This window comes from Gordonia prachuapensis (genome assembly GCF_036350515.1).
Taxonomy (GTDB): domain Bacteria; phylum Actinomycetota; class Actinomycetes; order Mycobacteriales; family Mycobacteriaceae; genus Gordonia; species Gordonia prachuapensis.
In genome coordinates, this window is the sequence record NZ_JAZDUE010000001.1 from 423,450 (window position 1) to 447,207 (window position 23,758).

Here is a 23,758-nt window from a genome sequence, read left to right on the forward strand (position 1 = left end):
GGCATCTCGTGATCAAGCTGGAGAACGTCACGATGCAGTATAAGGCGTCGAGCCGGCCTGCCCTGGCCGACCTCAGCCTGGAGGTCGACAAAGGGGAGTTCGCGTTCCTGATCGGCCCGTCCGGGTCTGGGAAGTCCACCTTCTTCCGGCTGCTGCTCAAAGAGGACAAACCCACATCGGGTGAGGTGTACGTGGGGGAGTACCACGTCAACACGCTCAAGGGCCGCACGGTTCCGAAGCTGCGCCAGTCGATCGGCTGCGTGTTTCAGGACTTCCGTCTGCTGCAGCAGAAGTCGGTCGCCGACAATGTCGCGTTCGCGTTGGAGGTCATCGGCAAGTCGCCGTCGACCATCCGGCGCATCGTGCCCGAGGTGCTCGACTATGTCGGTCTCTCCGGAAAGGCCGACCGCATGCCGTACGAACTGTCCGGCGGTGAGATGCAGCGGGTGGCGATCGCGCGGGCGATCGTCAACCGGCCCCTGGTGCTGCTCGCCGACGAACCGACCGGCAACCTCGATCCGGAGACCAGCGAAGAGATCGTCGACGTCCTCGATCGGGTCAACCGCCGTGGCACCACCGTCGTCATGGCCACCCATGACCGCCACATCGTCGACGCGATGCGACGTCGCGTCCTCGAGTTCGACAACGGCCGATTGGTCCGCAACGACCCGCAAGGGGTGTACGGCATCGGCTGAGGCCGACGCCACCCCGCACGAGACCGACCGCGAGGCGTCGCCTCCGCGCCACGCTTCCGCCCTCGACTTCTGTTAGGACTGCGCACAACCCATGCGAGCGAACTTCATCATCAGCGAGGTCCTCAACGGTTTCCGCCGCAACGTGACGATGACCGTCGCCATGGTGCTGACCACGGCGATCACCCTCGGCATGTTCGGTGGCGGCCTGTTGGTGATCCAGATGGCCGACAAGAGCCAGCAGATCTTCCTCGACCGGGTCGAGATGCAGTTCTTCATCAACGACGCGGTTTCGGACGCCGACCCGAACTGTCAGGAATCTCCGTGCGCGGAGCTGCGGGCCGACATCGAGAACGAACCGGGAGTCGGATCGGTGACATTCATCGACCGAGAGGAGGCGTTCGAGGCGGCCAAGGAGACGTTCAAGGACAACCCGGACATCGCCGACAACATCCGGGAGGGCACCATCCCGGCGTCGCTCAAGGTCCGCATGTCCGACCCGACACAGTTCGGCGCGGTGCTCGACAAGTACTCCGGAGCGCGCGACCGCGGGGTCGACGGAGTGCTCGACCAGCGTGAGTTGGTCCAGCGCATCTTCAGCGTGCTCGACGGCACGCGGAACGCGGCGTTCGCGGTGGCGCTGGTGCTGGCGGTCGCCGCGATCCTGTTGATCGTGAACACGGTTCAGGTCGCGGCGTTCACCCGGCGAACCGAGGTGTCGATCATGCGGCTCGTGGGCGCCACCCGGTGGTACACCCAGCTGCCGTTCCTGGTCGAGGCGGTGGTGGCGGCGCTCGTCGGCGCCTTCCTGGCCATCGGTGGCCTGTTCGCGGCCAAGGTCTTCTTCTTCGACAACGCCCTGCGCGATCTGTACGGTGTGAACATTCTCGCCCGCATCGGTGTCTCCGACGTGTTGTTCGTGTCGCCGTGGCTCATCCTGGGCGGAATTCTGTTGTCAGGGATCACCGCATATGTGACGCTGCGGGTCTATGTTCGCGAGTAGCCGCACGAATTCACAACAGACGGATTCACGACAGGCAGACTCACGAGGGATGCCGGACAAGGAGGTGGGAACATGGTGAAGGAGAAGGGTCGCAACGTCATCGCGACCAACCGCAAGGCGCGGCACAACTACGCCATTCTCGACACCTTCGAGGCCGGGATCGCGCTGTTGGGTACCGAGGTGAAGAGCTTGCGCGAGGGCAAGGCATCGCTCGCGGACGCGTTCGCGACCGTCGACGACGGTGAGATCTGGCTGCGCGCAGTGCACATCCCCGAATACGGAAGCGGATCGTGGACCAACCATGCGCCGCGCCGCAACCGGAAGTTGTTGCTGCACCGGCGCGAGATCGACAACCTCATCGGCAAGATCCGCGACGGCAATCTGACCTTGGTCCCGTTGTCGCTGTACTTCAACGACGGCAAGGTGAAGGTCGAACTGGCTCTCGCCCGCGGCAAGCAAGCACACGACAAGCGCCAGGACATCGCACGACGCACCGCGCAACGCGAGGTCGAGCGCGAGATGGGTCGGCGCGTCAAGGGGATGTGAGCCGGTGCGCCGACAACGTGATCGTGGGTTCGTCGCCGTCGCGGTGATGATGTTGGCGTTCCTCGGTGTCGTGGCGTGTACGCCCGACCCCGAGGGCCGGATCGGCGGCGACGGGGTCGCGATCGAGGGCCTGCCTGCGGTGCCCCCGATGGGGTGGAACAGTTGGAACACTTTCGGCTGCAACATCACCGAACAGATCGTCCGCGAACAGGCGGATGCGCTGGTGGTCACCGGCCTGCGCGATGCCGGATACCGCCACGTGATCGTCGACGACTGCTGGGTGGCGCCGATACGCGCTGCTGACGGGTCGTTGCAGGCCGAGCCGAGCCGATTCCCCTCCGGTATGGCGGCCCTCGGGCAGTACCTGCACGAGCGGGGCCTGAAGTTCGGCCTGTACTCCGGGGCGGGTGACCAGACGTGCACGCAGTTCCTCGGCACCTACCCCGGGTCGACGGGAAGCCGGGGTCACGAGGAGCAGGACGCGCGAACGTTCGCCGATTGGCAGGTCGACTATGTCAAATACGACTGGTGTTCAAGCGATTCCGACCATGTCGAACAGGTCGCGGCATTCACCGCGATGCGCGACGCGATCCGCGACACCGGCCGCCCGATGGTGTACAGCATCAACCCCAACAGCGGCGTCGCCGACGTGGTCCCCGGCGCGGAGTACGACTGGGGTGGCGTGGCGACGATGACCCGGATCACCAACGACATCGCTCCGGTGTGGTCCACCAACGCCGACGCCTCGGGGCCGCAGGGCGTCATCGACATCGTCGACGCCGCGTCGACGCTGGCCCCACGCGTCGGACCGTCGGCGTTCAACGATCCGGACATGCTCGTCGTCGGCGTCGACGGCAACCCCGGCCTCACCCTCGCCCAGCAGCGCACCCAGATGTCGATGTGGGCGATGATGGCGGCCCCGCTGATCGCCGGAAACGACCTGACCAGGATGTCGACGCAGACCCTCGACCTGCTCCGCAACCGTGCCGTCATCGCGATCGACCAGGACGAGCGGGTCAGTGCGGGTGCGCCCGTCGACGACGATCCGGAGATCTGGGCACGCGCCATCGGGGAGAAGGGACTCGTGGTGTCGTTGACCAATCGTGACGACCACCCGCGTCCGATGTCGGTGTCGCTGAGCAGCCTGGGCTTGGTCGGCGACGCCACCGTGAGCGCGATCGACGCGTGGACCGGCCGTCGCTATCAGGCCGAGGCCGGCGAGATCACCGTCGACGTCGGCGTGAACGACACCGTGCTGCTGCAGATCGCGTGACGTTGAGATCGGCTGGGGTCGGGAGGCCGCACAGCGGTGGGCGATCCGGACCGGGATGAAACGGGTTGCGGACGTTGTTAGACTGAAGTGCTCGTCGAAATTCGACGGGTGCCACCTCGGGGCTGATCGGTTTCGACTGCGTGCGTCGAGGTAGGGGAAGCGTGTCGGTGCAGGCTAGAGACCACCGTTAAGCGTCGTAGCAACCAATTAAGCGCCGATAAGAATCAGCGCGACTACGCCCTCGCTGCCTGATCAGCGACGGCTAGTCTGTCGGCCCGGGTCTGCTCCCAGCCCGGTCGCCGGCATCATCTCAGGGAGCTCACCGCTGTCGTCGGTCGCGGACGGCAACGGGACACTTAACAGCGACTGGGATCGTCATCTCGGCTTGTTCGCGTGACCGAGAGATCCGAGTAGAGGCATAGCGGACTGCACACGGAGAAGCCCTACCGAAGCGACGGAGGACCCGGGTTCAATTCCCGGCAGCTCCACGACACGGCCCTGGCCCGGATCTCGGGTCAGGGCCGTTCGCGTGTGCGGACGCCGGCGAGTGTCCGCCCCACGAAGTCCAGCGCGGCCCGTTGCCACAGGCCGATGTGATCGAGCATGCCGTGACCACCGTCCGGGACGGGCACATACGTGGCGTCGACGCCGCGTGCGACGAGCTCGCGGACACCTTTCTCGGTGCGACGAGCAAGGGTTCGCTGGTCGGCGGTGCCGTGGATCGCGACGACGCGGACGGCGTCATGGATGAACCGCCAGTCTGCGTGCTGCCACCACGGCGCCAGCGCGAGGAGGCCTACGACGCGTGGATCGGCGGCCAGATGGGCGCCGACGCGGCCACCCATCGAGTGGCCCACGAGGACGACCGGAACTCCCGGGTGCTCGCGGGACAGGTCGTCGAGAGCCTTGCGGGCGTACGGGATCGGGCTGTTCTGCGCCCCGTTCCAGCCGTAGAAGCGGTATCTCACCTGACGGACCAGGACGCGTCGGCCGAAGCGGGCGCGCAGCGACCAGGTGAACGGATACATCCGCAGTGCCGCGGGCTGCCGGGGGCTGAAGGGCTGATAACTGTGATCGGTCCCACCCGGTAGCACCAGGACGATCAGTTCCACCGGGTCAGGTGCGCGTCTCAACATGCCCACTCACTCGCAGTTCCTCGACTCGGCTCGTTCGTGCCCACAGTATCTGTTCGTTCGTTGCCGACGTTCGGACTGGTTCCGATGGCAGAATTGCGCTCATGGCACATCCGAGAGCAGGAACACCCGCGCTCCCCGAGGATCTGATCGATGTCGCTGCCGTCGAGCGCGCCTACTACGACACGGTGCCCGATCCCGAGGATCCGATGCAGCAGGTGGTGTTCGGTACATCTGGTCACCGTGGGTCGAGCCTCGATGGGGCGTTCAACGAGGCGCACATCCTGGCCACCACCCAGGCGATCGTCGAGTACCGGCGGTCCGCCGGTATCAGCGGGCCCCTGTTCATCGGCTTCGACACCCACGCCCTCTCGAAACCCGCCTGGCGCAGCGCGCTCGAGGTCCTCACCGCCAACGAGGTCACCGTCTACATCGCCGAGAACGAGAAGTTCACGCCGACCCCGGCGGTGAGCTTCGCGATCCTGCGGTTCAACCAGGCCAACCCCGGTGTGCTCGCCGACGGCATCGTCGTGACGCCGTCCCACAACCCGCCTCGCGACGGTGGCTTCAAATACAATCCGCCCAGCGGGGGTCCGGCGGACACCAGTATCACCAGCGTGGTCGCGCGCCGCGCCAACGAGCTCCTGGCGGACAAGTTGAACGGGGTCAAGCGAATTCCGTTCGAACAGGCGCGCCGTAGTGAGTACATCCGTGACTTCCCGTACACCGCAACATACGTCGACCACTTGCATGAGGTGGTCGACATGGCGGCGATTCGTGACGCCGGCATCCACATCGGCGCCGACCCGCTCGGCGGGGCCTCGGTCGGATACTGGGCCGAGGTCGGGTTCCGCTACAACCTGGCCAATCTCACGGTCGTGAACCCGACGGTCGATCCGACCTTCCGCTTCATGACCTTGGACACCGACGGCAAGATCCGGATGGACTGTTCGTCGCCGAATGCGATGGCGTCGCTGATCTCCGCCCGCGACAGCTACGACATCGCCACGGGCAACGATGCGGACTCCGATCGTCATGGCATCGTCACCCCGGATGGCGGGCTGATGAATCCGAATCACTATCTGGCGGTTGCGATCGAGTACCTGTTCACCCACCGGCCGGGGTGGCAGGCACAGGCGGCGGTGGGCAAGACGCTCGTCAGTTCGTCGCTGATCGACCGGGTGGTCGCAGGCATCGATCGTCGCTTGCTCGAGGTGCCTGTCGGCTTCAAGTGGTTCGTCGACGGACTGCTCGACGGCAGCATCGCGTTCGGTGGGGAGGAGAGCGCGGGCGCGTCGTTCCTCACCTTCGACGGGCGTCCGTGGTCGACCGACAAGGACGGCATCATCCTGGCGTTGCTGGCCTCGGAGATGCTCGCGAAGACCGGGAAGACGCCGTCGCAGCGCTATCGGGAGCTGGCCGACCGGTACGGCGAGAGTGCGTACGCCCGTATCGATGCGCCGGCGACGAGGGCGCAGAAGGCGTTGCTCGGCAAGCTCTCCGCGGATCAGGTCAAGGCGACGGAGCTGGCCGGTGAACCGATCACCGCGGTGCTCACCGAGGCGCCGGGCAACGGGGCGCCGATCGGCGGTCTCAAAGTGACCACGGAGAACGCCTGGTTCGCGGCGCGCCCATCGGGTACCGAGGATGTCTACAAGATCTACGCCGAGTCGTTCAACGGCGCCGACCATCTGGCGACCGTGCAGGCCCAGGCGCAGGAGCTGGTGGATTCGGTGCTCGTCTGAGTGCGTTCGCGCCCGACTGCGAGACCTTCGCATTTCCGGGTGAATTAGAGTCGGCAGGGTGAGCGAGAAGTACCAGCCGCGCGCGACGTCGAGCCGCACCACCTACATCCTCGGCGGCGTGGCCGCACTGATCGTCGTCGCGCTCGTCGTCGGCGGGTTCCTGTGGAACAGCCGCGAGGAGTCCGGCGGCGGTGTCGACGAGGCGGTGCTCAGTGAGAACGCGGCACTCATCATCGGGGAGCCGTCCGCACCGCAGACGATCGACGTCTTCGAGGACTTCATGTGTCCGGCCTGCCGCGAGTTCGAACAGCAGTCGGGGACAGCGATCACGCAGGCCATCAACAACGGCTCGCTGCGTGTGCGCTACCACATGCTCACCTTCCTCGACGATCGGTCGGCCTCCGGCGACTACTCCACCCGCGCGGCGGGGGCGGCACAGTGTGTCGGCGCGGGCGAGGACAAAGAGGTCTTCGAGAGATTCCACGCGGCGTTGTTCGACAACCAGCCCGAAGAAGGCGGCGACAGCGACCTGAGCAACGCCGACATGGCACGGCTGGCGGCGGACCAGGGCGCCTCGGCCCGGACCCGGGAGTGTGTGGCGACCGGCGCGAAGGTGGCCGAAGCGCAGGAAGCCGCGGAGCAGTCGCGTAACCAGCTCGAGAAGGCCAGCGGCCAGGTCGGCACGCCGACGGTCCTCTCCGGAGGTGAACCGGTCGACAAGATCATGAACGGGACCGGGTGGCTGGATGCGTTGCTGGCCGACAACGGCTGATCGGGGGAACCGGCGGTAGGCCATCAGACTACTGGGGATTTGGTCCGAGTCGCAGCGATGGTGTAGTTTTCCCTTTGCCCTTGATGAGGGTGAACAACAGGATACGGGGCTATGGCGCAGCTGGTAGCGCACCACACTGGCAGTGTGGGGGTCAGGGGTTCGAGTCCCCTTAGCTCCACCAGAAAACCCCTCCGAACAGCATCGGAGGGGTTTTTTCGATTCCGTTCATGTCAATCCTCCGCTGGGCGTCGGCGGTCGGCGGTCGGCTGCGACCGCCCGACGGTGAACGACAACAGGCCCGGCAGTGTGTGCTGCACGTCCTGCGCCGAGATGGTCGGTAGTCCCTCGTGGCCGTGGATATAGCCGATCCCGACGTACACCAGCAGGCCGGCCAGCACGCGGGCCTGGCGCGGACTCATCTGGAGTTCTCGCAATGCGGCGTCGATGGCGTCGAAGATCTCCTCGTCGATGCTGCGGACCGTGTGCGCGATGCCGTCGTTGCTACGCGCCCAACCCCGGATGGCGCGCTCCACCGCCAGGTGGTCGTCGCTGATCAGCATCGTTGACAGTGCGGCGAGCCGATCGTCGGGTGGTAGTTCGGACAGACCTTCGAGGTCGGCGACACGCGCGCGGTTCATCCCCCGCCAACGCACCGCCATCGCTTCCCGCAGGGCGTCGAGGTCGGTGAAGTGCCAGTAGAAGCTGCCCTTGGTGACGTTCAGCGTCGTGCACAGCCGGGCGATGGTGACCGCCTGTACACCGTCGGAGGTGACCAGAGTCAGCGCGGCATCCACCCAGTCGGTGGCGCTGAGTCGTCTGGTGTGGCGGGAGCTGGTCATGCCCCACCATACCGATGGTATGGTTCACCGGTCTCGAAGTGGCCGAGTAGGGGGAACCGGGTGGGCCAGAACGTGAATCGTCGGCGATTCCTTTGGGGGACAGCGGCAGTCGCCGCCTCGGGTGTGATGGCGGGGCGCCTCGGTGCCGGGTCGGCGGGTGGTGATCCGCCGGCAATCAAGCTGCCGACCATCTTCCATTCGCCGGACATGCGCAAGTATGTCGACGAACTGTCGGTGCCGGGCAGCATCACCTCGTCGCCGACGCAGCCGATCGAGATCGTCGCGCGCAGCACCAGCACCAGATTCCACCGGGATCAGCCGAAGGCGCCCGCGATGGCCTACAACGACGAGTCCTATCTGGGCCCCACCATCGAGGCGCACGTCGGGGAGCAGACCACCGTGCACTATCGCAGCGAGCTCGGTCAGCACACCTTCGCCGCGGATCTGGACACCTCGCTGCACGGGGTGACCGACCGCTATCGGGGCCAACCTGTCACCTCCATGCACCTGCATGGTGGCGTCACCCCGCCGGAGTTCGACGGCAACCCGGAGCGCCTGATGCTGCCCCACCACGGGACCGCGTTGTTCGAGTTCCCCAACCGCCAGGAAGCCGGCCACCTCTGGTATCACGACCACGCGATGGCGATCACCCGCGCCAACGTCTACGCGGGCCTGGCCGGGATGTATTTCCTGCGCGACGGCCACGACACCGGAAAGCCAGGCAATCCGCTGGGCCTACCGGCCGGCGAGTACGAGATCCCGTTGATCCTGCAGGAGAAGATCTTCCGCGCGGACGGTCACCAGTCACTGCGCTCGACACCGATTGTGCCGCAAGGTATGTGGGAGGGCGGCGCGGTCGGCGACCGGGGTCTGGTGAACGGCAAGGTCTGGCCGACGATGACGGTCGATCGCGGGCTCTATCGGTTCCGGCTGATCAATGCGGCATCGTTCTCGGTCTGGAATCTGTTCTTCTCCAACCGGATGCCGTTCTGGGTGATCGGCAACGAGGGCGGCCTGCTCGACGCGCCGGTCCGGACCCGATCGTTCGCCGCAGCGCCGGCGGAGCGATTCGACCTGCTCGTCGACTTCAGCTCGCTGGCGCCGGGGGAGTCGGTGGAACTGTGCAACGACTTGGCGCCGCCGTTCCAGGCGGCCATGCTCGGTGAGGTCGCCATGTCCCGGTTCTGCCGGTTCGTCGCAGGCGCCGATCGCGGTGACCGACGGCCGGTGCCGACGACGCTGCGCGGCGGTCGGGGACAACCCGCCCGCATCCCGCCGATCGCGACACCGCAGCGGGTCCGGCGGGTCAGTGTCTCGCAGCCCTATGAACTGCGCGTCCCGCCGGCCATCATGTCGCTGAACAACCTCCGCTACGCCGATCCGCAGATCGAGAAGCCACGCGCGGGCACCACGGAGCGCTGGGACATCATCAACATCACACCTGACCCGCATCCGATTCATCTGCACCTGGTCATGTTCCGCATCCTGGGACGTCGGCCGTTGCGCACCGTCGCCTATCAAGCGGCACATCCGCAGCCGCCCATCGGAACCCACTGGGCGCCGGATCCGAGCGACTTCTACGCCGGACCGATGCGCGGCCCGTTGGCGTGGGAGGCCGGATGGAAGGACACGGTGCACGCCGTCGGTGGGCACGTCACGTCGATCGTCGTGCGGTTCCCGACCGCCGACGAACTCGGGTTCGATCCGGACGCGATCTTCTCCTCCGACCCGACGCAGACATGGACCCGGCCATCGGGTGGCCACGCGGTGACCCCGTCCGCTTCCGGACACCACCACCATGCCGAGGCCACCCCGGTGCACGGCATGGTCACCAAGGATCTCCAGGGGTACGTCTGGCACTGCCACATCCTCGATCACGAGGACCACGACATGATGTTGCGCTATCGAGTGGTGCCGTGACGTCCGGGACACCCATCGTCGGCGGATCGTGTATGGGTTCGGCACAGGACTGCCGAGACGAACGCGGCGATCGTCTCAATGCCCGGGCCGTGCCGCCCAGCTCGCGCAGCATCGCGAGCCGGTCCGTCCGTCCGATGAGTTTGCATCCTCCGGATGGTCAGCATTGGTGATGGCCCGGGCGAGGCGTGGCCGACAACGGAGAGAAGACCGACATGGAGCTATCGCTGACACAGTTCATCACCCTCGACGGCGTGTACCAGGCACCCGGCGGCCCCGATGAGGATCCCTCCGGCGGTTTCGTACACGGCGGGTGGACCGCTCCGTACCTCGTCGAGGATGACTTCGGATACATGGTCTCGGTATTCGAGAGGGCAGACGCATTCTTGTTCGGCCGGCGGACATACGACATCTTCTCCTCGTACTGGCCGAAGATCGGTGTCGACGGAGACGGCGCCGAGGGCGTGATCGCAAAGGCGTTCAACTCGCTGCCCAAGTACGTCGCATCTCGCACTCTCGGCCGTGCCGACTGGGAGGGGACCGAGGTGCCGGGCGGCGACGCGGTCGCCGCGGTATCTGCGCTGAAAGCTGAGCCGGGTCGAGAGCTGCAGATGCACGGCAGTGGCGGACTCGCCCAGACGATACTCGCCGCCGGACTCATCGATGTCCTCAACCTGTTGACCTTCCCGGTCATTCTCGGTACCGGCCGCCGACTGTTCCCGACCGAGGCGTTGCCGACCGGATTCGAGCTCACCGACTCCCGGACGACATCGGCGGGTGTGGTCATAGGGACATACCGCAGCAAGGGTGCGCCGCAGTACGGACTCATCAGCGAGTAGACCGCCAGACCGGTACGCCGGAATCGCGGCCGCGAGCGCCCTACGGACCTGAGGTCTGTCCGGGCGGTGTGGCGGACCGCGTACACGGCATCCGAGATTCGGCCCGACGATCCGCGACCGGGAGCACAACCACACGGTCGAGCGCCGGGCGACGGTGTTCGGCGAACGGGCTCACTCTGGAGGCGGGGCGAAGAACTCGAGCGCGATGTCGTCGGGATCGCGGAACGAGATGCCTGACCCGTAATGCGCGTGCTTGATGCCGTTGTGCTCGATACCGAGTTCGTCGAGGCGCTTCTCCCATGCCGGGAGCTCGCCCTGGGTCGCCGCGAACGCGACGTGGTCGAGGCCTGCGCGTCGCTCGTCGAATCCTTCGGCCGGCCCGGTGGTCGTGTGCTTGTGTAGACCGAACAGCGTGCCGTGGTCGAGTTCGAACGCTGTGTGGTGGAAGTCCCCTGACTCCTCGTCTTCGTCGAGCACCGGCTCGGAATCGAAGAGGGCCGAATACCATCGTGTACTCGCATCGAGGTCGGACACCGTGACGGCGATGTGCGTGAGCGTTGGAAATGACATGACCCTGGTCCTTCCTGGTGGGAGAGTCAGCGTCACTTCACCGTACATCGGCCCCACCAGCGGTGGAACCGGGACAACGTCGATGGCGCGACGTCGCGGAGAAGATTCCGGCCGGGCCGGACGCGTCGTGCGACGGGATGCGCGAGTCCAAAAACGTTGTGTGCGAGAAAGTGTCGGTTGCGGGAATGTAACGGCGTGAGGCGATTCGGAGTGGATTCGGGACGAGATCGCCTAAGTGCAAACCGAAGTCGACGCCATGTGTGTCCGCTGAGCGGGAAGGTCGAGGTAGAGGTTGAGATCGGTGAAGGTGCACGGTGTCGTCGGCTGTGGCGGTCATGCCTTTGATATCGCCGCTGCGCGATGATCCGAAAGTGCCACTTGTCTCGAATCCGACTGCCTACGGGTGGGTTACGCAGATCGATGGGGAGAGCGGGAGGTGCGACCGGAGTTGGTGTCTGACCCAGGGCCACACGTTCCCGAGTTCAGCCTGGCGGACCACCCGCAGTGGGTGTGCTGACAACAGATTCGACAACATCAGCCGCAGAAGCACTGCCATCGTGGCCCGGACTGAAACCGGTTATCGTCGGCACTGTCGAGCAACCCGACGGAGTGACGCATGTGACAGAAGTTCTGCTGTGGATCGGCGTCGCCACGACCGTACTGTTCGGGACGGTCGTGGCGATCGAGGGAGCCCGTCGACCGGGATATCGATGGAAGTACCACACCGGGAGCGAATTGGAACTCGGCGAGGGTGGTTGGATCATGCGCTGGACGTTCGTGGGCATGTCCGTGGGGATGACCGCTTACGCGGTGGCGATTCTTGACGCACTGAGCACCGTCGTCGGCTTCGTGTGTCTCGGTGCGTTCGCTGTCGGAAACCTTCTGTCGGGCGTGTTCACGCCGGACGCGGTCCGGGGTTTCCCGCCCCGGTTCTCGGTGCGGACCGCGACGCAGCTCCCGAGTGTGCACGCACGGATTCACGATGCGTGCGGACCGTTGATGTTCCTGGCGTTGCTGGGCGGCTGTGTCGCCGTGTCGACCGCGCTCGACGGCTGGCTATCAGCCTATTCGGCCGTGACGGCCGTCATCGGCTTCGCGCTGATGGTCTGCACAGCAGTCGCGTACAGTCGCGATGCCGCGCTGACCGGACTGGTGCAACGCCTGCTCCTCGCGGTCTATTACGTCTGGATCGTGGTGATCGGGGTGAGCCTCGCCGCGTGAGAGTGGACAACCCGATGCCGAGGTCGCCGCGCGCCCGACGACGCGCCCACCGACGGTGGTGTCTTCTCCAGGCCCGTGATCGAGCTGACGCGCACGGTCTACGAACGCGGCGAAAGTGCTCGAGGGTCGCTTTCACCCGTGCCGTGTCAGCTGTCGGCGTCGTACTCCTCGCGGTGTCTGTCGACGTCGTTCATGTGCTCCTGCGCCCACATTCGCAGCTGTCGTGTGGTGGTGTAGAGCGATACGCCGAGTTCGGTGAGTTCGTACTCGACGGTCACCGGAACGGTGGGGGTCACCGTGCGGGTGATGAGACCGTCGCGCTCCAGTGAGCGCAGCGTCTGCGTGAGCATCTTCTGGCTGACGCCGGCGATCAGTCGCGCCAGCTCCGAGTAGCGCATCGAGGCCGGTCGTCCGGCGGACCCTGCGCCGTCCCCGCCGAGCGCGCAGAGGACCAGCACCACCCATTTGTCGGAGATCCTGTCGAGCAGCCGGCGGCTCGGGCACACGGCCAGAAACGCGTTGTACTCGATCTTCGCCTGCGACCGCTTCTGGGCCGCGTTCCTCGTCGCCATGACCGACACCTTTCGGGCAGTGGGTAACGCACTTCCGGGTGCGTACTTCCCAGTGGGGAGCTGCTCTCCAATACTGATACGTGAGCTCACCGACCGCCACATCAGATTCGCATCATGAAGGACTTCGCGATGACCTCTCCCACCTCCACTCTTCCCGGCGGCAGCTGGCGCATCAGCGACCAGGCCGGCAGTCGAACCGTCAGCCGATTCGGTTATGGCGCAATGCAGCTCGCAGGGCCCGGCGTGATGGGCCCACCGGTCGACCGGGTCGGCGCGGTCGCCGTGCTGCGCGAAGCAGTCGCTGCCGGAATCACCCACATCGACACAAGCGACGCCTATGGCCCGCGCATCACCAACCAGCTCATCCGAGAAGCACTGCACCCCTACCCTCCGGACTTGCTCATCGCCACGAAGGTCGGTGCGACGCGCGATGCCGTCGGTGGTTGGCCAACCGCCCGGCGCCCGGACGAACTCCGTGCTCAGGTCCGCGAGAACCTCGAATCGCTGGGGGTCGAGGTCCTCGACCTGGTGAACCTACGCATGGGCGACGCGACCGGCCCGCGATCCGGATCCCTCGCCGAGGCGTTCGAGACCCTCGTCGACCTGCAGCAGCAGGGGCTGATCCGACATCTCGGCCTCAGCAATGTCACGGCCGATCAGGTCGATGAAGCGCGAGAGATCGCTCCGATCGTGTGCGTGCAGAACATGTACAACCTCGCGCACCGCCGCGACGACGACCTCGTCGACCACCTCGCGGCCGCCGACATCGCCTACGTACCATTCTTCCCGCTCGACGGCTTCACGCCGCTGCAGTCCGAGGCGCTGTCCGCGGTCGCCGACCGCGTCGGCGCGACACCGATGGCCGTGGCGCTCGCGTGGCTGCTGCGGCGTTCCCCGAACATCCTGCTCATCCCCGGAACGTCGAACACTGTGCATCTTCGGGCAAACATCGCCGCTGCGGGGCTTGCGCTCGCCGCCGAGGACGTGGCGCACCTGGAGGGCATAGCCTGCTGATAGCCCCGCTGACCCGCTTCGAGACGTGGGTCTGAGGAACACAGAGCACGCCCAGGGAGAGGAATGAGATGAGAGCACTTCGGTATTCGATCAACGTCACCCTTGACGGCTGCTGCCATCATGAGGCGGGCCTCCCCCCGGACGAGGAGTCGATGCGGTACTGGACCGCCGAGATGGAACGGGCCGATGCCCTGCTGTTCGGTCGGGTCACCTACGAGATGATGGAGGCGGCCTGGCGGAAACCGGCCTCGGGCACGTGGCCGGACTGGATGAGCGAGTGGGAGGTTCCGTTCGCCGAGGCCATCGACCGGGCGAAGAAGTATGTCGTCTCCAGCACGCTGAGCGAGGTCGACTGGAACGCCGAGCTGGTGCACGGGGACGTGGGGGACGCGATCGAACAGCTCAAGCAGGAGTCGGGCGGGAGCCTGTGGGTCGGTGGTGTGTCGCTGCCTCGCGCGCTGGCCGATCGGGGACTGATCGACGAATACGAGTTCCTCGTACAGCCGGTGCTCGCCGGACGCGGACCGACATTGCTCGCCGGTCTGCGCGAGCAGATCCAGCTGGAGCTCGTGGAGCGCACGGAGTTGCGGTCGGGGGTGGTCGCCGTGCGATACCGACCGATTGATCCCGACTGACTCACCCCGACTGAATGTGGCTTGTCCCCGGGTGTGCGGAGGTCGGTGGCCCACGGAGCTACCAGGAGATCTCGACCTCGATCTCGGATTCCTCACCACGTTCGAACTCGATCTTCAGCTGGACCTTCGGCGGGATGTCCACGCGCACCGTCTTGTTGTTCTCCACATAGGACACCTCGTTGTGCCGCGCAATCGCGTCGGCGAGGTCACGGAGCCGCTGCGCGGCCTCTTCCCGGCTCAACTCGGTCTTGGTCTCGTGTTCGAACAGCTCGTCGCCCATGCGTACATCTGAGCCGATGCGAATCGGCGGGTCAAGGTGTCTCCACGGAATCGCTCAGCTCAGGGCCGGCGGATCGTATTTTGGCTCGTAGATCGTGATCTCGCCGGCGCCCGGAACCTTCACCCCCACGGTGTCACCCCACGGCTCCTCGGTCCGCGGGCCGGAGAACTCGGCGCCCTTCGCCGAGAGTTCGTCCATCGTCGCCGTGAGGTCGTCGCACATGAATGACACGTCGAACCGTTGATCAGTGCCGCCCGAGGTCCCCTGGTACTCCCACGAACTGGGATGCGCGCCCAACTCGCTGGGGCCGGTCTTGAAGATCAGCCATCCGCCACCGGTGTCGACCGACGGCAAGCCGAGGACGTCCCGGAAGAAGGCGCGGGTGGCGTCGGGGTCGTCGCAGTAGATCAACGTGTGAAGTGCGGTGATCATGGGTCAAGGGTAGTCACCCAGGTCGCCGGTCCATCGTCGAAATCACGGAGAAATCTCGGGCATGGGGTTGCGCGTCGCCCGGCAGTGGTTTACACTCGAACATACGTTCGAAACCAGGGGAGGGGGGTCGAATGGCTGAACATCCGCGGGCCGAGGCGTCGTTGTCGGACGTGCCCGGATTGCTCGCCGAACTGAACGATGTCCTCGACCGGCTCGCCTCGGCGGATGTGTCGTCGTGTTCCGATGACGAACTGGTCGAGGTCGCCCGCGTGAACGAACGCGCGATCAATCGACTGATGTATCAAGGGAATCGGCAGATCACCGCGATCTCGGATCGGGGTCTGTACTGGTCGATGGGGTATCGCTCGCTCACCAACTTCATGAACGTCGATCTACGGGTGAGCGATCCAAGCCGACGACGTGACCACATCGTGGCGACCGGCCGATTTTGCAGCCTTGACGGGCAGGAGCAACAACCCAAGTACCCGAATCTGGCCGACGCGTTCGCCGACGGTGACATCGGACCCGCGCATGTGCGCAAGACCATCGAGGTGCTGGACAAGGTGCCCCACAGCGTCCCCCACGATCAGCAGGTGGCCGCCGAGGCCACGCTGGCCGACCTGGCCCGTCACCACACACCCGCCGAGATCAACACCCTCGGTGCGCGCCTGCTCGCGCATCTCGATCCCGATGGCGAGATCACCGACGACAAGGACCGTGCCCGCCGACGGAACCTGTGGAACAACCGTCAAGGCGCGGATCAGATGTCGAAGTTGACCGGTCATCTGGATCCGGAGACGCGTGCACTGCTCGACGTCATGTTGGCGACGTGGGCCAAACCCGGGCTCAATAATCCCGACGACCCCGAATCGCCTTCCGGCGCTGTCGAGGACGCTGACCCGGACGCGTTGAAAGCAGCAGCCGACCGTGACGGCCGAAGCCCGGCGCAACGCAACCACGATGCGATGAAGGCACTACTGAAAGCGGTCCTGGAGGACGGCATGCTCGGAAAGACCCATCGCGGCCTGCCCGTCCAGCTGATCATCAAAGCCGATCTCAGCGATCTCGTCCGAGAGGCGGGCTTCGGCACGACGGCAAGTGGGGCGCTGTTGCCGATGTCGGATGTCATCCGGCTCGCCGCGAAGGCGCAGCCCTGGCTGGCGGTGTTCGAGGACGCCACCGCGATCCCACTCTTCCTCGGACGGGGCAAGCGCTTCGCGTCAACGCCGCAGCGGTTGGCTTCGTTCGCCCGTCCCGACGGCGAGTTCTGCTCAACGCCCGGCTGCGACCAGCCGGCCACCCAAGTGGAGATGCATCACTCTCGACTCGACTTCGCCGAGGGCGGCAAGACCGACATCGTCGACCTGGCACCGGCATGCCCGAGGCACAATCGTATGGTCAACGATCGGGTCGGCGGATTCACCACCGGTGTCCACGACATCGGGCCCGACGCCGGACGCACCTGGTGGCGCCGGAACGGTGAGCCCGGGGCCCCGCCCAATCCGGCTCGGGTGCATCGGCTCCCCGATGTCGGAAAGCTGTTCGACGAGAATCTCGCGAAAGTCCGCACCGACATCCATGGTCCAGTCGAGCCGGAATCCGGCGCAGATCCGCCCGACGCGGAGATCGACACCGCAGACACGCACGGCCAACTGCAGCTGAGGCAAACCATCGCTCCGCCCTCGGTTCTCGAAGCACGCCTGGCCATGATGCTCGTTCTCGGCCGATGACGCGGGCCCGCCGCTGCTCCGATTCTGGGGTAGTCGGCTGGTCGTGCGGATCATCCGATCGCGTTAGCATGAGCGCGACGGAAGGGAGCCCGGATGGATGCCGGCGACGCGATTCTGATCACCGGATGCTCGAGTGGGATAGGTGCGGCGGCGGCCGCCGACCTGGTCCGCCACGGGCATACCGTGTACGCGACTGCCCGAAAGCCCGAAACCCTCGAGGAACTCGCCGAAGCCGGATGTCGAACACTGGCGCTCGACGTCACCGACGAGGCGTCGATGAGTGCTGCCGTGGGAGCGGTCGAGGCCGAGCATGGCGCAGTGGGTGCGTTGGTCAACAACGCCGGATATTCGCAATCCGGTGCCGTGGAGTCGGTGTCGCTCGACGACATCCGGCGGCAGTTCGAGACGAATGTGTTCGGATTGGTCCGGATGAGTCAACTGGTCCTGCCCGGAATGCGCAAGGCAGGGCGGGGACGCATCGTCAACATCGGCTCCATGGGCGGCAAACTCACCTTCCCCGGTGGCGGCATCTATCACGCGACGAAGCATGCGGTGGAGGCGATCTCGGATGCCATGCGATTCGAGGTGCAGGGCTTCGGTATTCAGGTGGTTCTCATCGAGCCGGGCCTGATCACCACCGAGTTCGCGAACGCGGCGACGTCATCGATGTCGGGTCTCGACGGCGATGGGCCCTACGGGCACTTCAACAACGCTGTCGCGGACACGATGGATTCCATCTACCGCAGTCCGGTCGCGAAGGTGCTCGGTGGTGGCCCCGACGACGTGGCCGAGACCATCCGGAAGGCCGTCACCGCGGACAAGCCACGGCCGCGCTATACCGTCACCGCGTCGGCGAAACTCGCCATTGCGCAACGCAGGATCACTCCCGACCGGGTGTGGGACCTCGCCATGCGCACCCAGTTCTCGGTGCCGCGTCCCTGATCCGCGACCGGAGACCGTCGACGAATCCCGCGGCCATCAGCGCGGGATTCGTCGAGAGATCTGCGTGCGTGACGGGAAGGCGAGTGGACTCAGTTTCCGGGTTGCCCGCCGGGGCCGTCGGGGCCACCCGGTCCACCCGGTCCACCTGCTCCGCCGGGTCCACCTGCTCCGCCGGGTCCGGACGCCTCCTGCTGGGTCACGCTACCGGCGTAGTCATTGGTGGGGTCTCGGTAGATCGTGTGGATGTGGCCCCATCCGGAGGTGGTGTACCCATCGACGTCGGCGCCCGCCGAACCCTGCTGGTTCGAGAACTCGATGTAGACGTCGGGACCGGAGATCTGGAAATAGATTCCGTCACCCTGGGACATGTCGTACTCGGTGGCACCCGACCAGTTGACGTACGTCTGATCGATCGTCGCCTCGATCGCCGACAACGCTGATTCGGTCGTCTCCGGGTCGGACATCCCCACCCAGTTGGCGATCACGTCCAACAGCAGGTTCTTCTGCTCATCGGTGAGATCCGCGCCCGAGATCCCCGTGCCGGAGGGGTAGTCGCAGGTATCGCCGGGACCGCACACCAGGTTCGACACATCGGTTCCCTGGTACAGCTGTGCCTTCTGCTCATCGGTCAGGCTGTCGTAGAAGGCGAACGCCGTCTCATACATCCCCGCGAGCGGCTGCACCTCGTTGCCGTCGGCATCGGTGTAGACAGCCGGCTGCGCGCCGAGGTGGGTCGGTGCGAACGTGATCGACGAGTCGGTCCCGTTCAACGTGGCGTTGATGCCGAGGTGATGACCGCCGAACTGGACCTGCCATGACTCGGTGTCGGACGGGTCGCCGAAGAACGCGATGTAGTACTGGCCCAACGAATCCTCGGACGAGCTGCTGTTGTCGAGCAGGAATTCGTCACCGCCGATGATGCCGGTCACGGTCTCGTACCCGTCGTCGCTGAGCAACGCCTCGAGCACCTCCATCGCCGCGCGTCGCTGTTCCTCGTCGAGATCGTTGAGATTCAGTCCGGCACGCTCGACGAAGGTGACCGGAAAATTGGACCACGACGTCGTCTTGGTCTCGTCGTCGTAGGCGTACACGACTGCCTCGCGCTGCTCGTCTGTCAACGTGTCGAGGAACTGCGCGGCAGCGTCGGTCGTGGCGGCGATCGTCTCCGCGGACGTCGCCGAATCCTGGTTCGTCGTGCCCGAACTGTCGACAGTGGCCGCCGACGTCGAGGTCGCCGATGTCGTAGAGGTGGCGTCGTCGGTACCCGAGGTACACCCGACCAGCGTGAGACCACCCGCGAGAAGAAGAGATGCGACGATCGTCGCGCCGCGATGGGAGGGCGAAATGTTCATGGCATGAACGGTAGATCCCGAAACTGGAAAGACGCTGTCAGCCGGCTGGGAGGCCGCCAACGTCGCAGCCGGGATGTGGAATGCCAGGTCGCGCAGGGGCGTTTCGACAGACATGGCCGCATTCCACCTGTCGCCCCGCGTGTCCGATCGGCTGGCAGCAGAGGACGTCATCTGGCTCAGCACGGTAAACGCCCGGCACGGGCCGGTGCCGACACCGGTCTGGTTCCTGTGGTTCGACGACAGCTTCCTGTTGTTCAGTCAGCCCGGCACCGCGAAATTACGCCACATCGATGCCGAGTCCGCTGTCGCGCTCAACCTGAACTCGGATGACCACGGCGGGGATGTCGCAGTGTTCACCGGGCAGGCGAAGGTCGACGACGCGGGCCCCACCGACGAGGAGTGGGCGGCCTTCACCACCAAATATGCGCACGGCTTCGTCTCCATCGACATGACGCCCGACGAATTCGCCCGCTCGTACTCCGTTCTCGTCCGTGTCACACCGGAGCGGCTGCGCGCCTGGTGATCCGGTCGCCGGAGGTGGCGTGTCATCAGTGTCGGGAACCGGTACGGGCGAGTGTCACCGTCGCCAGAGTGAGTGTCATGTCGTCGGCTCCGGCGTCGACCATGCGGATGTTCACCACGCTGTGGTCGGTGCCGTCCCGGACCACCGTGCCATAGGTTCTCGCAGGTCCGACCCGAACCTGCGCCAGGAAATGCATCTGCATGTCGATCGGGAGCAGGTCCGGTCGCATCGCCTGCGCCGCGCACTCGATCAGCAATGCCTGCGCACCACCCATGATCGTGCCGATCTGGTTGGCCACGAAAGGTGTTCGATCGAGTTCGAGGACGCCGGACGACGGTTCCACCGCACGGATGCCGAGGCGAGCGTGGATGGGTTCGGCGATGGGTACGACCGCGCGCTCGCGGACCTGGCCGATCCACTGATCGGGCGTGTACGCGTCCGCTCCGAAAGCTGCGGAGCGGGGGATACGTGCGAACGTCACCAACCCGCGGGCGGCGAGCGTGGGGCCGCCCGGTCGGTCGGATCCTGTATCGATCGCCGCCGCGATGTCTCGCAGGTCGGTGCGCCCGTGTGCGTCGTAGATGTCGGCGGATACGACCACGACCTTCTTGCCCACCCGGATCAACCTGCTGTCCATGACGATCGGTCCCTCAATGACCGGCTCGGCCATGTGGAGCGCGAGATCCTGGGTGGCCGTCCAATCCGGTGCTGCGGCGACGAGTGCCGGGTCCGATGCCACGAAATCGAGCACGGTCACCAGCATGCCGACGGGAGCCGTCCCGGCATGGGATCGGAGTAGGTCGGTGAGGTCGGCGCGGATGAAGGATCGCTCGGCGCACGGCTGCAGCGACACGAGCCCGAAATCGGAGGTGAAGGTGTTCGTCTCCGTCACCGCTGTCTTCACCGCGTCGGCGGTGGCCGGTGTCGTGGTGCTCATCGCCGATCAACCGACGTCGGAAATATCGCATGCATATTCCGAGAATAGCATTCTCGGCGGTCATGCCCGCCGTCGTCGACCCGCCGATAGGGTGGCTGGCTGGGTCGAGAGCAACTCCGACGACGCGGTGCGTGTCGGACATCCGGAACGGGAGCGGGCCATCGCGCTGCTGAACGACGCGTTTTCGTCCGGTTATCTGGAGATCGTCGAGTTCGAGCAACGATCCGACCGAATTCTGCAGGGCCGCACCCGGGGTGAGCTCCGCGAGACCCTGGCCGACCTGCCGAACGCGGGGCTGCTGTTCCCGGGAGAGTCGCCCGGGCCGCCGGCGCAGATCGACGGCTCAGCCGTCACCCCGGTCGAGTGGGACGCGGACTGGAGCGCGGTTCGGCGGAAGGGGGTGTGGCAGGTCCCGCGCAGCGTGTTGGTCACCGGGTGGATGGGCACGGTCGATCTGGACTTCACTGACGCCGTCTTCCCCGGGCCGTCGGTCGAAGTGCACCTGCAGGTCTCCACCGCCACGGTCAAGCTCCGAATCCGCGCCGACGACGAGGTGCAGACCTCGGACCTCAAGGCATCGGGCTGGTCGACCATCAAGGACAAGGCCGGGCCGCCGCGCCGTCCCGGTGGCGCGGTGGTCGTGGTCTCCGGGTCCGTGTCGGCCATGACGTCGGTGAAGATCAAACGCGCCGGTGCGCCGTAGGTGATCGGTGCCGTCCGTCGGCGCTGGTTCTCGGTCGGGGATCCGCCGTCGGAGCGCGTCAGTCGGTTGTCGGCGAAACGGAGTCGCCGGCGACCGCGAGGAGGACTTCGGCCAACTCGACCGGTCGGCTCAATGCGATCAGGTGCCCGCCGGGCAGGACGGTGATGTCGGCGCCGAGCCGTTCCCGGGCCTGACGACGCTGGAAATCGATGGGGAAGAAGCGATCCTCGGCTCCGCCGACGACGGTGACCGGGGCGGGCCAGTCGTCGAACGTGCACACCGAACCCATGACCTCGCCCGCTTGGTCGGGTTCGCCCTGTGCCATGGCCGCCGCGACGACGTCGTCGGGCACGTCATGGAAGAAGTCGTTCATAGGTTCGATGCCGGCACCGACGTCTCTGCCGTCCCGGACGGCCATCTCCGCCCGCGCCTCGCCTGCACCCGAATTCTCGAACCAATGGCCGGGTGTTTCGTCCGGCAGCGGGATCATCGCGTTCACCAGGACGATCCGATCGGAGTCGATCTGTTCGGCCACCAGGGGGACGGTGAAACCACCGAGCGATTGTCCGACAACCACGGTCGTGCCCCCGGATGGGGAACCTGCGCACGCGTCGCGATACGCGTCCACGCAGGTTCGGGCGTAGGAATGGAGATCCGCGGCGGGATCGCCTGCCGGCAACTCGACGGCCACGGCGCGATGTCCCCGAGAGCGCAGTTCGGGAACGACGCGATGCCAGTACCACGCGCTGCCGCCCGCCCCGGGAATCAGCAGAAACGTCGCCATGTCGTTCTCCGACCTGCAATCGAATGAGGCCCAGTGCGCGTGGTGCGCCTAGTGCGCGGCTTCGAACGCCTCGATGACGTTCAGCGGAATCCGGCCACGATCGCTGACCTCGTAGCCGTTCTTGTTCGCCCACTCGCGAATCGCCTTTGTCTGTTCCTTGCTGCGACCGGCCGGCACCGGGGTGGCGCGTTTCGCGGCACGGGACGTGGAGGTGACGCGGGAAACGGAGATGTACTTCGCCAGCGAATCCCGGAACTGTGCGGCGTGCTTTGCGGATGTGTCGAACTCGTAGGTCTTTCCGTCGAGAGACCACCGAACGGTCTCGTAGTCTTCGAGAACCTTTCCGTCGATGTCGTCGATGACCTGAACGATTTCCTTCTTCGCCATAGTGAACTCCGTCTTTCCTGGTCGTGACAATCTGTTCTCGAGTGAATGGGTGCGGGGTTGGCGCACCAGGGCTGTGTCCGGCATTGTTTCGTATTCTCGTCGGATCACATACTACCGGGCAGAAAATGAATTATTCCTGAGAGACTCACCATTCGTCCGGGTATGCAAAGAATTCGGCGAGTGGTAGTCGTCGCCACATCAGTTGGTCGGGGCCACCGTCGTTGTCGGCGGTTGCGGTACGTCCGTACCGGCGCCGGGCGGAACAGCGGACGATCCGGCAAGTCCGAGGAGCTCGCGGGGGGCCCGGTCGGAAGAAGTGATCTCGCGGTAACCCGTTGGGGTGATTGCGAATCCGGCGTCGGAACGTGACTCGAGGCAGAAGAGGCCGGCTGTTTCCACCAGGCAGGAAAGCCGCGAAATGGAGATTGTGTGGCCGAAGTCGACGATTGTGCTGCGGTAAAGAACGGGAAACTGTTCGGAACAGACCCCGTCTTCTGTGCCTTGCGTGTCGAGGGTCACGAGATTTCCCTTCCACTCGCACCCTCGTGGCACGTTCGACGGCGTCGGCCCCGACCTTTGTGTGTTGAGGCGACACGCCAGGGTCTGGCCGTCGGCAGAACAGTTCACGGCGCGATCCGGCGGCGAGAAGTGAAAGTCGGAGGTCTCGATCAATGCCGATTCCGGTGTGGTCGAACCCTGGTGATACCTCGAATTGTCGACGCGAGGCGCAAGCGCAATCACCCGACCGATCGTCCAATCCGGCAACGGTGCATCGGCGGTGTCCTCGATCGACTCCTCGGTCGTCGTCGAGATGGTCGTCTCGATTTCTGTTTCGGTGGACAGGACATCGGTGGGCGGCAGCACGATCTGCGACGGTTGGGGATCGGCGGACAACGAACACCCCGCGACCACGGCCA

Annotated in this window: 26 protein-coding genes, 1 tRNA gene and 1 other RNA gene; 17 read left to right on the forward strand and 11 right to left on the reverse strand. The window is 65.7% G+C overall.

The genetic code is table 11. From position 1 onward, the window contains the following. The first annotated feature begins 8 nt into the window (after positions 1 to 8). From ftsE to ssrA, 5 genes are all read left to right on the forward strand, one after another. Positions 9 to 695: a cell division ATP-binding protein FtsE gene (gene ftsE / locus V1Y59_RS01875; RefSeq protein ID WP_330435462.1), complete on the forward strand. Its 687-nt coding sequence runs from the start codon at positions 9 to 11 to the stop codon at positions 693 to 695. Positions 696 to 786: 91 nt separating this feature from the next. Continuing rightward, positions 787 to 1,695 (forward strand): permease-like cell division protein FtsX, encoded by a 909-nt coding sequence (gene ftsX / locus V1Y59_RS01880; protein ID WP_330503118.1) that lies wholly within the window; start codon positions 787 to 789, stop codon positions 1,693 to 1,695. 72 nt (positions 1,696 to 1,767) lie between these two features. Beyond that, entirely contained in the window at positions 1,768 to 2,241 is a 474-nt protein-coding gene (gene smpB / locus V1Y59_RS01885) for an SsrA-binding protein SmpB (protein ID WP_330435458.1), read from the forward strand. Positions 2,242 to 2,287: 46 nt separating this feature from the next. Further along, complete coding sequence (locus V1Y59_RS01890; protein ID WP_330503238.1) at positions 2,288 to 3,514, forward strand: glycoside hydrolase family 27 protein; 1,227 nt, start codon at positions 2,288 to 2,290, stop codon at positions 3,512 to 3,514. A gap of 118 nt (positions 3,515 to 3,632) precedes the next feature. Then, positions 3,633 to 4,005, forward strand: a transfer-messenger RNA (tmRNA) gene (ssrA, locus tag V1Y59_RS01895). A 24-nt stretch (positions 4,006 to 4,029) separates the two neighbouring features. Here the strand turns inward: ssrA and V1Y59_RS01900 are convergent. Continuing rightward, positions 4,030 to 4,650 (reverse strand): alpha/beta hydrolase, encoded by a 621-nt coding sequence (locus V1Y59_RS01900; protein ID WP_330503119.1) that lies wholly within the window; start codon positions 4,648 to 4,650, stop codon positions 4,030 to 4,032. Between the two features lie 101 nt (positions 4,651 to 4,751). On the opposite strand from V1Y59_RS01900, the gene pgm reads away from it, so the two are divergent. The 3 genes from pgm (at position 4,752) to V1Y59_RS01915 (ending at position 7,345) form a co-directional block, all read left to right on the forward strand. Next, positions 4,752 to 6,392, forward strand: coding sequence for a phosphoglucomutase (alpha-D-glucose-1,6-bisphosphate-dependent) (gene pgm / locus V1Y59_RS01905; RefSeq protein ID WP_330503120.1), 1,641 nt, complete (start codon positions 4,752 to 4,754; stop codon positions 6,390 to 6,392). A 58-nt stretch (positions 6,393 to 6,450) separates the two neighbouring features. After that, positions 6,451 to 7,164: a DsbA family protein gene (locus tag V1Y59_RS01910; protein ID WP_330503121.1), complete on the forward strand. Its 714-nt coding sequence runs from the start codon at positions 6,451 to 6,453 to the stop codon at positions 7,162 to 7,164. A 105-nt stretch (positions 7,165 to 7,269) separates the two neighbouring features. Beyond that, positions 7,270 to 7,345, forward strand: a tRNA-Ala gene (locus V1Y59_RS01915). A gap of 49 nt (positions 7,346 to 7,394) precedes the next feature. Here the strand turns inward: V1Y59_RS01915 and V1Y59_RS01920 are convergent. Continuing rightward, positions 7,395 to 8,003 carry a TetR/AcrR family transcriptional regulator gene (locus tag V1Y59_RS01920; protein ID WP_330503122.1) on the reverse strand — a complete coding sequence of 203 codons (609 nt, stop codon included), beginning with the start codon at positions 8,001 to 8,003 and terminating at the stop codon, positions 7,395 to 7,397. 126 nt (positions 8,004 to 8,129) lie between these two features. Here V1Y59_RS01920 and V1Y59_RS01925 point away from each other — a divergent pair, with 126 nt between their 5' ends. Next, complete coding sequence (locus V1Y59_RS01925; protein ID WP_330503123.1) at positions 8,130 to 9,923, forward strand: multicopper oxidase family protein; 1,794 nt, start codon at positions 8,130 to 8,132, stop codon at positions 9,921 to 9,923. 185 nt (positions 9,924 to 10,108) lie between these two features. Next, positions 10,109 to 10,759 (forward strand): dihydrofolate reductase family protein, encoded by a 651-nt coding sequence (locus V1Y59_RS01930; RefSeq protein ID WP_330503124.1) that lies wholly within the window; start codon positions 10,109 to 10,111, stop codon positions 10,757 to 10,759. 171 nt (positions 10,760 to 10,930) lie between these two features. Here V1Y59_RS01930 and V1Y59_RS01935 read toward each other — a convergent pair whose 3' ends face one another. Next, complete coding sequence (locus tag V1Y59_RS01935) at positions 10,931 to 11,329, reverse strand: VOC family protein (RefSeq protein ID WP_330503125.1); 399 nt, start codon at positions 11,327 to 11,329, stop codon at positions 10,931 to 10,933. Positions 11,330 to 11,947: 618 nt separating this feature from the next. Between V1Y59_RS01935 and V1Y59_RS01940 the strand changes: the two genes are divergently transcribed. Continuing rightward, entirely contained in the window at positions 11,948 to 12,550 is a 603-nt protein-coding gene (locus V1Y59_RS01940) for a DUF998 domain-containing protein (RefSeq protein WP_330503126.1), read from the forward strand. Between the two features lie 146 nt (positions 12,551 to 12,696). On the opposite strand, the gene V1Y59_RS01945 is transcribed toward V1Y59_RS01940, so the two are convergent. Next, positions 12,697 to 13,122: a winged helix-turn-helix transcriptional regulator gene (locus V1Y59_RS01945; protein WP_330503127.1), complete on the reverse strand. Its 426-nt coding sequence runs from the start codon at positions 13,120 to 13,122 to the stop codon at positions 12,697 to 12,699. Positions 13,123 to 13,251: 129 nt separating this feature from the next. Between V1Y59_RS01945 and V1Y59_RS01950 the strand changes: the two genes are divergently transcribed. Both V1Y59_RS01950 and V1Y59_RS01955 read left to right on the forward strand, forming a co-directional pair. Then, complete coding sequence (locus V1Y59_RS01950; protein ID WP_330503128.1) at positions 13,252 to 14,136, forward strand: oxidoreductase; 885 nt, start codon at positions 13,252 to 13,254, stop codon at positions 14,134 to 14,136. A gap of 68 nt (positions 14,137 to 14,204) precedes the next feature. Beyond that, the gene (locus V1Y59_RS01955; protein ID WP_330503129.1) at positions 14,205 to 14,771 is read left to right on the forward strand and encodes a dihydrofolate reductase family protein; all 567 of its coding nucleotides are present in this window, start codon (positions 14,205 to 14,207) and stop codon (positions 14,769 to 14,771) included. A gap of 58 nt (positions 14,772 to 14,829) precedes the next feature. On the opposite strand, the gene V1Y59_RS01960 is transcribed toward V1Y59_RS01955, so the two are convergent. Both V1Y59_RS01960 and V1Y59_RS01965 read right to left on the reverse strand, forming a co-directional pair. Beyond that, a complete protein-coding gene (locus V1Y59_RS01960; protein WP_330503130.1) occupies positions 14,830 to 15,051 on the reverse strand; it encodes an amphi-Trp domain-containing protein in 222 nt (73 codons plus the stop codon). A gap of 54 nt (positions 15,052 to 15,105) precedes the next feature. Further along, the gene (locus tag V1Y59_RS01965) at positions 15,106 to 15,483 is read right to left on the reverse strand and encodes a VOC family protein (RefSeq protein ID WP_330503131.1); all 378 of its coding nucleotides are present in this window, start codon (positions 15,481 to 15,483) and stop codon (positions 15,106 to 15,108) included. Positions 15,484 to 15,614: 131 nt separating this feature from the next. Between V1Y59_RS01965 and V1Y59_RS01970 the strand changes: the two genes are divergently transcribed. Together V1Y59_RS01970 and V1Y59_RS01975 are read left to right on the forward strand one after the other, a co-directional pair. After that, a complete protein-coding gene (locus tag V1Y59_RS01970; RefSeq protein ID WP_330503132.1) occupies positions 15,615 to 17,213 on the forward strand; it encodes a DUF222 domain-containing protein in 1,599 nt (532 codons plus the stop codon). A 93-nt stretch (positions 17,214 to 17,306) separates the two neighbouring features. Then, positions 17,307 to 18,155 carry an oxidoreductase gene (locus V1Y59_RS01975; RefSeq protein ID WP_330503133.1) on the forward strand — a complete coding sequence of 283 codons (849 nt, stop codon included), beginning with the start codon at positions 17,307 to 17,309 and terminating at the stop codon, positions 18,153 to 18,155. A gap of 89 nt (positions 18,156 to 18,244) precedes the next feature. Here V1Y59_RS01975 and V1Y59_RS01980 read toward each other — a convergent pair whose 3' ends face one another. Beyond that, complete coding sequence (locus V1Y59_RS01980; protein ID WP_431309081.1) at positions 18,245 to 19,501, reverse strand: DUF3500 domain-containing protein; 1,257 nt, start codon at positions 19,499 to 19,501, stop codon at positions 18,245 to 18,247. Positions 19,502 to 19,619: 118 nt separating this feature from the next. Between V1Y59_RS01980 and V1Y59_RS01985 the strand changes: the two genes are divergently transcribed. Beyond that, the gene (locus V1Y59_RS01985) at positions 19,620 to 20,030 is read left to right on the forward strand and encodes a TIGR03667 family PPOX class F420-dependent oxidoreductase (RefSeq protein WP_330503135.1); all 411 of its coding nucleotides are present in this window, start codon (positions 19,620 to 19,622) and stop codon (positions 20,028 to 20,030) included. 25 nt (positions 20,031 to 20,055) lie between these two features. Here V1Y59_RS01985 and V1Y59_RS01990 read toward each other — a convergent pair whose 3' ends face one another. Further along, positions 20,056 to 20,967, reverse strand: a complete 912-nt coding sequence (locus V1Y59_RS01990; RefSeq protein WP_330503136.1) for a PaaI family thioesterase — start codon at positions 20,965 to 20,967, stop codon at positions 20,056 to 20,058. A 91-nt stretch (positions 20,968 to 21,058) separates the two neighbouring features. Between V1Y59_RS01990 and V1Y59_RS01995 the strand changes: the two genes are divergently transcribed. Beyond that, on the forward strand, positions 21,059 to 21,670 hold the full coding sequence (locus V1Y59_RS01995; RefSeq protein WP_330503137.1) for a DUF1707 SHOCT-like domain-containing protein: 612 nt from the start codon (positions 21,059 to 21,061) through the stop codon (positions 21,668 to 21,670). A gap of 58 nt (positions 21,671 to 21,728) precedes the next feature. Here the strand turns inward: V1Y59_RS01995 and V1Y59_RS02000 are convergent, their stop codons facing one another. The 3 genes from V1Y59_RS02000 to V1Y59_RS02010 form a co-directional block, all read right to left on the reverse strand. Continuing rightward, a complete protein-coding gene (locus tag V1Y59_RS02000) occupies positions 21,729 to 22,454 on the reverse strand; it encodes an alpha/beta fold hydrolase (RefSeq protein WP_330503138.1) in 726 nt (241 codons plus the stop codon). Between the two features lie 48 nt (positions 22,455 to 22,502). Beyond that, on the reverse strand, positions 22,503 to 22,841 hold the full coding sequence (locus tag V1Y59_RS02005; protein WP_330435432.1) for a histone-like nucleoid-structuring protein Lsr2: 339 nt from the start codon (positions 22,839 to 22,841) through the stop codon (positions 22,503 to 22,505). Positions 22,842 to 23,039: 198 nt separating this feature from the next. Further along, positions 23,040 to 23,705, reverse strand: coding sequence for a hypothetical protein (locus tag V1Y59_RS02010; protein WP_330503139.1), 666 nt, complete (start codon positions 23,703 to 23,705; stop codon positions 23,040 to 23,042). Between the last annotated feature and the right edge of the window lie 53 nt (positions 23,706 to 23,758).

Excerpts from the sequence above, each read along its gene's own strand:
- ftsX (WP_330503118.1), top strand. The coding sequence starts at position 787 with ATGCGAGCGAACTTCATCATCAGCGAGGTCCTCAACGGTTTCCGCCGC.
- smpB (WP_330435458.1), top strand. The coding sequence starts at position 1,768 with ATGGTGAAGGAGAAGGGTCGCAACGTCATCGCGACCAACCGCAAGGCG.
- V1Y59_RS01890 (WP_330503238.1), top strand. The coding sequence starts at position 2,288 with ATGATGTTGGCGTTCCTCGGTGTCGTGGCGTGTACGCCCGACCCCGAG.
- V1Y59_RS01900 (WP_330503119.1), bottom strand. The coding sequence starts at position 4,650 with ATGTTGAGACGCGCACCTGACCCGGTGGAACTGATCGTCCTGGTGCTA.
- pgm (WP_330503120.1), top strand. The coding sequence starts at position 4,752 with ATGGCACATCCGAGAGCAGGAACACCCGCGCTCCCCGAGGATCTGATC.
- V1Y59_RS01920 (WP_330503122.1), bottom strand. The coding sequence starts at position 8,003 with ATGACCAGCTCCCGCCACACCAGACGACTCAGCGCCACCGACTGGGTG.
- V1Y59_RS01925 (WP_330503123.1), top strand. The coding sequence starts at position 8,130 with ATGGCGGGGCGCCTCGGTGCCGGGTCGGCGGGTGGTGATCCGCCGGCA.
- V1Y59_RS01935 (WP_330503125.1), bottom strand. The coding sequence starts at position 11,329 with ATGTCATTTCCAACGCTCACGCACATCGCCGTCACGGTGTCCGACCTC.
- V1Y59_RS01945 (WP_330503127.1), bottom strand. The coding sequence starts at position 13,122 with ATGGCGACGAGGAACGCGGCCCAGAAGCGGTCGCAGGCGAAGATCGAG.
- V1Y59_RS01950 (WP_330503128.1), top strand. The coding sequence starts at position 13,252 with ATGACCTCTCCCACCTCCACTCTTCCCGGCGGCAGCTGGCGCATCAGC.
- V1Y59_RS01955 (WP_330503129.1), top strand. The coding sequence starts at position 14,205 with ATGAGAGCACTTCGGTATTCGATCAACGTCACCCTTGACGGCTGCTGC.
- V1Y59_RS01960 (WP_330503130.1), bottom strand. The coding sequence starts at position 15,051 with ATGGGCGACGAGCTGTTCGAACACGAGACCAAGACCGAGTTGAGCCGG.
- V1Y59_RS01965 (WP_330503131.1), bottom strand. The coding sequence starts at position 15,483 with ATGATCACCGCACTTCACACGTTGATCTACTGCGACGACCCCGACGCC.
- V1Y59_RS01970 (WP_330503132.1), top strand. The coding sequence starts at position 15,615 with ATGGCTGAACATCCGCGGGCCGAGGCGTCGTTGTCGGACGTGCCCGGA.
- V1Y59_RS01975 (WP_330503133.1), top strand. The coding sequence starts at position 17,307 with ATGGATGCCGGCGACGCGATTCTGATCACCGGATGCTCGAGTGGGATA.
- V1Y59_RS01985 (WP_330503135.1), top strand. The coding sequence starts at position 19,620 with ATGGCCGCATTCCACCTGTCGCCCCGCGTGTCCGATCGGCTGGCAGCA.
- V1Y59_RS01990 (WP_330503136.1), bottom strand. The coding sequence starts at position 20,967 with ATGAGCACCACGACACCGGCCACCGCCGACGCGGTGAAGACAGCGGTG.
- V1Y59_RS02000 (WP_330503138.1), bottom strand. The coding sequence starts at position 22,454 with ATGGCGACGTTTCTGCTGATTCCCGGGGCGGGCGGCAGCGCGTGGTAC.
- V1Y59_RS02005 (WP_330435432.1), bottom strand. The coding sequence starts at position 22,841 with ATGGCGAAGAAGGAAATCGTTCAGGTCATCGACGACATCGACGGAAAG.